We start from the raw sequence: 6642 nt of genomic DNA, 5'->3' as shown, positions 1-6642 counted from the left end.
GGCAAAACGGCCTGCAAACCGGCCGAAATGCACGTCGCAATCGCTGCGCAGCCACGTCTGGGCGGCTCGTTTCTTCGAAAGCAGCGTCACTGGTGCGTTCGAAGGGTATTTTTTCAACGGCCTGTTAAACACATCCATATTAGGTGCGTGCCCCCTACTAGTCCCCCCAATGGACGAACAACGCGCCATCGCCCACATCCTCGGCACGCTGGACGACAAGATCGAGAACCTGCGTCGCCAGAACGAAACGCTGGAGGCCATGGCGCGCGCCCTGTTCCGCGCGTGGTTCGTGGACTTCGAGCCCGTGCGCGCCAAGCTGGAAGGCCGCTGGCGCCGCGGCGAATCGCTGCCGGGGCTGCCCGCCCACCTCTACGACCTCTTCCCCGACCGCCTCGTCGATTCGGAGTTGGGCGAGATTCCGGAGGGGTGGAGGCTAGAAGCACTCGGCGATCATGTCGACGCGGTGAAGGGTGTCAGCTATAAGGGGGACGGCCTTCGCGACTATGGCTTGCCACTTCACAACCTCAACTCGATATACGAGGGTGGAGGGTACAAGTACGAGGGCATAAAGTACTACGCTGGCGAGTACGCCGACCGACACGTCGTTCAACCTGGCGATGTGATCGTGGCAAACACCGAGCAGGGACATGACCGTCTCCTCATTGGCTACGCTGCCATCGTTCCTCGGCTCTTTGGTGCACACGGAATTGCGAGCCATCACCTCTATCGGCTGAGACCTAAGCCGGGCGGATCGCTTACAGCAGCATTCCTCTGTCATCTGCTGAATTCGCCGCAGATGCATGATGTGGTAAGCGGCTACGCCAACGGCACTACGGTCAACATGCTACCAATCGATGGCGTACAGAAGCCACAGATTGTTCTCCCACCTCGCCCGCTGGTTACCGCGTTTGATTCGTTGGCTTCGAACATCGAGCAGCGTCGGGAAGAGATGGTTTTAGAATCCCGCATTCTCGCTGGCCTACGCGATAAGCTGCTGCCCAAGCTGATCTCGGGCGAACTGCGCATCCGGGACGCCGAAGCCTTCCTCAAGGAGCGTGGACTATGAAGCCTCAGAACCAGATCATCATTTTCGAATCTCCCGACCAATCGATACAGGTTCGTCTGGAAGGTGAAACCATCTGGCTGACGCAGCGCCAGATGGCCGAGCTATTCGCCACTACGCCGGAAAACGTGCTCATGCACCTGAAGAACATCTTCCGCGATGGCGAACTCGAGGAGCCGGCAACGACTAAGGATTTCTTAGCAGTTCGAACCGAAGGCACGCGACAGGTCGAGCGGCGACTGAAGCACTACAACCTCGATGCCATCATCTCCGTCGGCTACCGGGTCAATTCCACCCGCGCCACGCGCTTCCGCCAATGGGCCACACGCGTGCTGCGCGAGCATCTCACCCAGGGCTATTCGCTCGACCGCCAGCGTTTCGAGAAAAACGCCGCCGAGTTGGAAGCGGCGCTCGCGCTAGTGAAAAAGGCCGCCGCGGGCGAGGCGCTTACCGCGGAGCAAGGCCGCGGGCTGGTGGATGTGATCGCCCGCTACACCCAGACCTTTCTGTGGCTGCAACGCTACGACGAGGGGCTGCTCACCGCCCCGGCGGGCAGCCCCGGCGGCGTCTTGCCAACACTGGTCGAGGCCCGCGACGCGATTGCGCGCCTCAAAGCCGATCTGCAGGCGCGTGGCGAGGCCTCCGACCTCTTCGGGCGCGAGCGCGAAGATGCTTTCGCCGCTATTCTCGGCAACCTGGAACAGACGGTGTTCGGCGAGCCTGCCTACCCCACCATCGAGACCAAGGCGGCGCACCTGCTCTATTTCGTCATCAAGAACCATCCGTTCTCCGACGGCAACAAGCGCTGCGGGGCGATGCTGTTCGTCGATTTCCTCGCCCGCAACGGGCGGCTTTTCCGCGCAGGCGAGCCGGTGATCAACGACGTGGGGCTCGCCGCGCTCGCCCTGCTGGTGGCGGAGTCGGACGCCAAGCACAAGGATGTGATGATCCGGCTGATCGAAAACATGCTGGCGCCGCCTGCGACGCGATAATGGCCATAAAATTCCGGAGCTTGTCTTATGTTGACTGACAACACCCCGCCGCGCATCGAAAGCCTGCGGGTGCGCAATTACCGGGCGCTGCAGAATGTCACGCTCGAGCGCATCACGCCGCTCACCGTCCTGCTGGGGCCGAATGGCAGCGGCAAATCCACGGTATTCGACGTCTTCGCTTTTCTGGCCGAATGTTTCTCGAACGGCTTGCGCAAGGCGTGGGATAAGCGGGGGCGGTTCCGCGAGCTGCGCAGCCGCGATCAGGATGGTCCGATCGTCATCGAGTTGCAGTATCGGGAGCGCCCCGGAACCTCGCTTATCACCTACCACCTGGAGATCGAGGAGCAGGCCAGAGGGCCCGTCGTTGCGCGTGAGTTTCTCCGCTGGAAACGCGGCCATCCAGCAGCGCCTTTCCACTTTCTCGATTACCAATACGGCAAAGGCAAAGTCATTACTGGGGAAGCGCCCGAAGCCAGCGACAAGCGGGTCGAAACGCCCCTTTCCGGCCCCGATGTCCTGGCGGTGAGCACCTTGGGCACCCTGGCCGAGAATCCGCGCGTGATCGCGCTGCGCAACTTCATCACCAGTTGGCACCTCTCCTATCTCTCGGCCGATGCTGCCCGTGGCAATCCCGAGGCGGGGGCGGAGGAAAGGCTCTCGCCCACGGGCGACAATCTGCCCAATGTCATCCAGTACTTGCGGGAGCAGCACCCCGAGCGCCTGGAGAAGATCTTCGAGACGCTGCGGCGGCGCATTCCTCGCGTCGAAAAGGTCGAGGCCCAGGTGATGGATGACAGCCGCTTGCTCCTTCTCATCAAAGACGCGCCCTTTTCCAAGCCGGTACTATCGCGCTTTGCCTCCGACGGCACGCTCAAGCTGCTGGCCTATCTGACCGTGCTTTACGATCCAGACCCGCCGCAGCTCGTGGGCATCGAGGAGCCGGAGAACTATCTCCATCCGCGCCTGCTGCCGGAACTGGCCGAAGAGTGTCAGCAGGCCGCAGAGCGCACCCAGTTGATCGTCACCACCCATTCGCCGTTCTTCATCAACCCTCTACGACCGGAAGAGGTGCGCGTGTTGTATCGCGCCGCCGATGGCTACACCCGGTTGCGCCGGGTCAGCGAGATGCCTGGCATCGAGGATTTCATCCGGCATGGCGCGACCCTGGGCGAGCTGTGGATGGAGGGGCATTTCGAAGTCGGTGATCCGCTCGCCATCGGGGATGACGTGTGATGCAAATCGAGTTCCTGGTCGAAGAGCCTTCGGCGGAAGAGGCGCTCAAACATGTGTTGCCGAAGCTGGTGCGCGGGCGAGCGCACTGGAAGCTGGTCAACCTTGGAAGCAAACACAAGCTGCTCAAGGTGCTGCCTCGTCGGCTTGCCGCCTACCGTGACCGTATCGTGCAGGGCGAGTCGTTGCGCGTGGTCGTGCTGGTGGATCGGGATGCCGACGATTGCGCGGCGCTCAAGCGTCAGCTCGAAGACATGGCACGGAGAGCGGGACTTGCGACCAAGACCAGCCCAGACGCTCACGGGCAGTTCCACGTCGTCAACCGCATCGCGGTCGAGGAGTTGGAATCCTGGTTCATCGGCGACGCTGCGGCACTGCGCCAGGCATTCTCCAGTCTCCCGGCGATCGATGCCGACAAAGGCATTTTCCGCAACCCTGACAATGGCGGCACCTGGGAGGCATTGCACCGCTTTCTCAAGAAGCACGGCATTTACAAGAGCAGCTATCCCAAAATCGAGGCTGCACGGCGCATTGCGCCGAAGCTCGATATTCCAAGCAACCGTTCGCGCAGCTTCCAGGCCTTCGTGCAGGGCGTCGAGGCGCTGCTGGGCGCGGCACCCCGCGGCGTGTGAGGAGAACTGTCATGGCGTTTCTGTCGGAGGCCGACGTCGAGCAAGCCCTGCTCGATCAGTTCCACACGCTCGGCTACCACATTGCCTGTGAGGAGGAGATCGGCCCCGATGGCACGCACCCCGAGCGCGAGAGCTACCAGGATGTGCTGCTTAAGCGGCGGCTGGAAGAAGCCGTAGCGTGCCTCAATCCCGGCATGCCGGAGGAGGCCCGCCAGGAGGCGATCCGCAAGGTGACCCATGCCGAGCTGCCGAACCTGCTCGAAGAAAACCGCCGCGTGCATCGGCTGCTGACCGAGGGGGTGGATGTCGAGTACCACGCCGAAGACGGCACACTCGCCGCGGGCAAGGTGTGGTTGATCAATTTCGAGCGCCCGGAGGCTAATGATTGGCTGGCAGTGCGCCAGTTTGTGGTGATCAATGGCCCGCACAAGCGCCGCGCCGATGTGGTCGTATTCGTCAATGGCCTGCCGCTCGCGGTGATCGAGCTGAAAGCACCCGGCGCGGAGCAGGCCACCCTGGTGGGCGCGTTCAACCAGTTGCAGACCTACAAGCGGGAGATTGCCCCGCTCTTTCACACCAATGCGCTGCTCGTGGCTTCCGACGGCATCGCGGCGCGGGTGGGGTCGCTCTCGGCCGACTTCGAGCGCTTTATGCCCTGGCGCACCACCGACGGAACGGACATTGCCCCGAAGGGTGCGCCGGAACTCCCAACGCTGATCGAGGGGGTGTTCGAACGGCAGCGGCTGTTGGAGCTCATGCGCGATTTCACCGTCTTCGGGCAGACGGGCGCGGGGCTCGTCAAGATCATCGCCGGCTACCACCAGTTCCACGCGGTCAAAAAGGCGGTGGAGCAGACGTTGCGTGCGCTGCCGCCCAAGAACGTGGCACGGGAAGACCCGGCGCGCTATGGGCTGCCGTCGGCACGCGAGCAAAAGCCCGGGGATCGCCGCGTCGGGGTGATCTGGCACACGCAGGGGTCGGGCAAGAGCCTGCTGATGGCCTTTTACGCGGGGCGCTTGGTCAAGCACCCTTTGCTCGAAAACCCGACGCTGGTGGTGATCACCGACCGCAACGATCTGGACGACCAGCTCTTTGCCACCTTCTCCATGTGCCGCGACCTGATCCGGCAGACGCCGGTGCAGGCGCAAAGCCGCGAGGATGTGCAACGGCTGCTCGACCGCGCGGCGGGCGGGGTGATTTTCACGACCTTGCAGAAGTTCGGCGAGATCGACGGGCCACTGACCACCCGGCGCAACGTGGTGGTGATCGCCGACGAGGCGCACCGCAGCCAGTACGGCTTCAAGGCCAGGGTGGATGCCAAGACGGGCGAGATTGCTTACGGCTTTGCCAAGTACCTGCGCGATGCCTTGCCGAACGCCTCGTTCATCGGCTTTACCGGCACGCCGATCGAGGCGGACGACGTCAACACCCCGGCGGTGTTCGGCCACTACATCGACATTTACGACATCAGCCGCGCGGTGGAGGACGGCGCGACGGTGCCGATCTACTACGAATCGCGCCTGGCGCGCATCGAACTCGACGAGGACGAAAAACCGAAGATCGATGCTGAGATCGAGGAGGTGTTGGAGGACGAGGAAGAACCTACCCGCGAACGCATCAAGCAAAAATGGGCGACGGTGGAGGCGCTGGTCGGCAGCGACAAGCGACTGGCGCAGGTGGCCCAAGACATCGTGCAGCACTTCGAGGCGCGCGTTGCGGCGCTGGATGGCAAGGGGATGATCGTCTGCATGAGCCGGCGCATCTGCGTGAAGCTCTACGACGCGATCGTGCGGCTGCGCCCCGACTGGGACAGCGATGATGACAACGCCGGGGCCGTCAAGATCGTAATGACCGGGGCGGCCTCTGATCCGCCTGAGTGGCAAAAACACATCGGCAACAAGGCGCGGCGCGACCTGCTGGCCCGCCGCGCCCGCGACCCGAACGACCCCTTGAAGCTCGTCATCGTGCGCGACATGTGGCTGACTGGCTTCGATGCCCCGTGCATGCACACCATGTACGTGGACAAGCCGATGCGCGGCCACGGGCTGATGCAGGCGATTGCCCGCGTCAACCGCGTATTCCGCGACAAGCCCGCAGGGTTGATCGTGGACTACATCGGCATTGCGCAGAACTTGAAAAACGCACTCGCGGTTCATCGTGAATGTCAGCGCTTTCGTGGATGGAACAACCAACCTCACCAGCATCGCCGACCTGTTCAACGATCCGGCAGGTGATCGTGGCGTAGCTTACACGGCCTTTGGAGGCAACAGCTACGTGTTCATCGACGCGAACAAGGACGGCAACTTCACAGCGGCCGATGACCTCGTGATCAAAGGAACCACTGAACAAAAAAGCTCGTACACCGCACACTCGCTCACGCTCGCTGTGAGGTCAGCGCAAATCACCCCAAGGCAGCCTCTGAGGCGCCCAAAGTGCCCTCGCGGCGGTGCAAAACCCGCCCGGTGGCCCGCCTCGGGGGCGTTTTTTCATGCAGCAGACGCACTAGTTGTGTATCGTTCTTTCTGTAAATTCCATTTTGCCGGTTGTCTGCTGGGCGGGGATCTCCGGCGCTACGCGCCTACGCTCCCCGCCCAGCAGACAGCGCGAGGGTGGGTCTGACGCCATGACTTCGAGAAAGGAGTGTAACCCTCATGGCAATACGAGTCGAAACCAACCCCTTGGAAGCCGCTTATGCGATCTTGCTCGAGAACGGACTGGATGGCGC

4 protein-coding genes and 1 pseudogene are annotated in these 6642 nt (G+C 62.5%); all 5 read left to right on the top strand.

Annotated features, from left to right (window positions below; translation table 11 throughout):
• Positions 1-169 precede the first annotated feature (169 nt).
• Positions 170-1066 (top strand): restriction endonuclease subunit S, encoded by an 897-nt coding sequence (locus Tther_RS12530; RefSeq protein WP_143904383.1) that lies wholly within the window; start codon positions 170-172, stop codon positions 1064-1066.
• Positions 1063-2055, top strand: a complete 993-nt coding sequence (locus Tther_RS12525; protein WP_143904381.1) for a virulence RhuM family protein/type II toxin-antitoxin system death-on-curing family toxin — start codon at positions 1063-1065, stop codon at positions 2053-2055. Before Tther_RS12530 ends, Tther_RS12525 begins: the two co-directional genes overlap by 4 nt.
• A gap of 27 nt (positions 2056-2082) precedes the next feature.
• The gene (locus Tther_RS12520) at positions 2083-3288 is read left to right on the top strand and encodes an AAA family ATPase (RefSeq protein ID WP_143904379.1); all 1206 of its coding nucleotides are present in this window, start codon (positions 2083-2085) and stop codon (positions 3286-3288) included.
• On the top strand, positions 3288-3917 hold the full coding sequence (locus Tther_RS12515) for a DUF4276 family protein (protein ID WP_143904377.1): 630 nt from the start codon (positions 3288-3290) through the stop codon (positions 3915-3917). The genes Tther_RS12520 and Tther_RS12515 overlap by 1 nt, the downstream gene beginning before the upstream one ends.
• 11 nt (positions 3918-3928) lie before the next feature.
• A pseudogene (locus Tther_RS12510) lies at positions 3929-6067 on the top strand (type I restriction endonuclease subunit R); the annotation flags it as partial.
• Between the last annotated feature and the right edge of the window lie 575 nt (positions 6068-6642).

The organism is Tepidimonas thermarum, from assembly GCF_007556705.1.
Lineage (GTDB): Bacteria > Pseudomonadota > Gammaproteobacteria > Burkholderiales > Burkholderiaceae_C > Tepidimonas > Tepidimonas thermarum.
The sequence above is the reverse complement of the archived record's forward strand: the minus strand, read 5'-3'. Positions and strand labels throughout refer to the sequence as shown.

Coding starts and splice junctions, on each gene's coding strand:
- Tther_RS12530 (WP_143904383.1), top strand. CDS start 170: ATGGACGAACAACGCGCCATCGCCCACATCCTCGGCACGCTGGACGAC.
- Tther_RS12525 (WP_143904381.1), top strand. CDS start 1,063: ATGAAGCCTCAGAACCAGATCATCATTTTCGAATCTCCCGACCAATCG.
- Tther_RS12520 (WP_143904379.1), top strand. CDS start 2,083: ATGTTGACTGACAACACCCCGCCGCGCATCGAAAGCCTGCGGGTGCGC.
- Tther_RS12515 (WP_143904377.1), top strand. CDS start 3,288: ATGCAAATCGAGTTCCTGGTCGAAGAGCCTTCGGCGGAAGAGGCGCTC.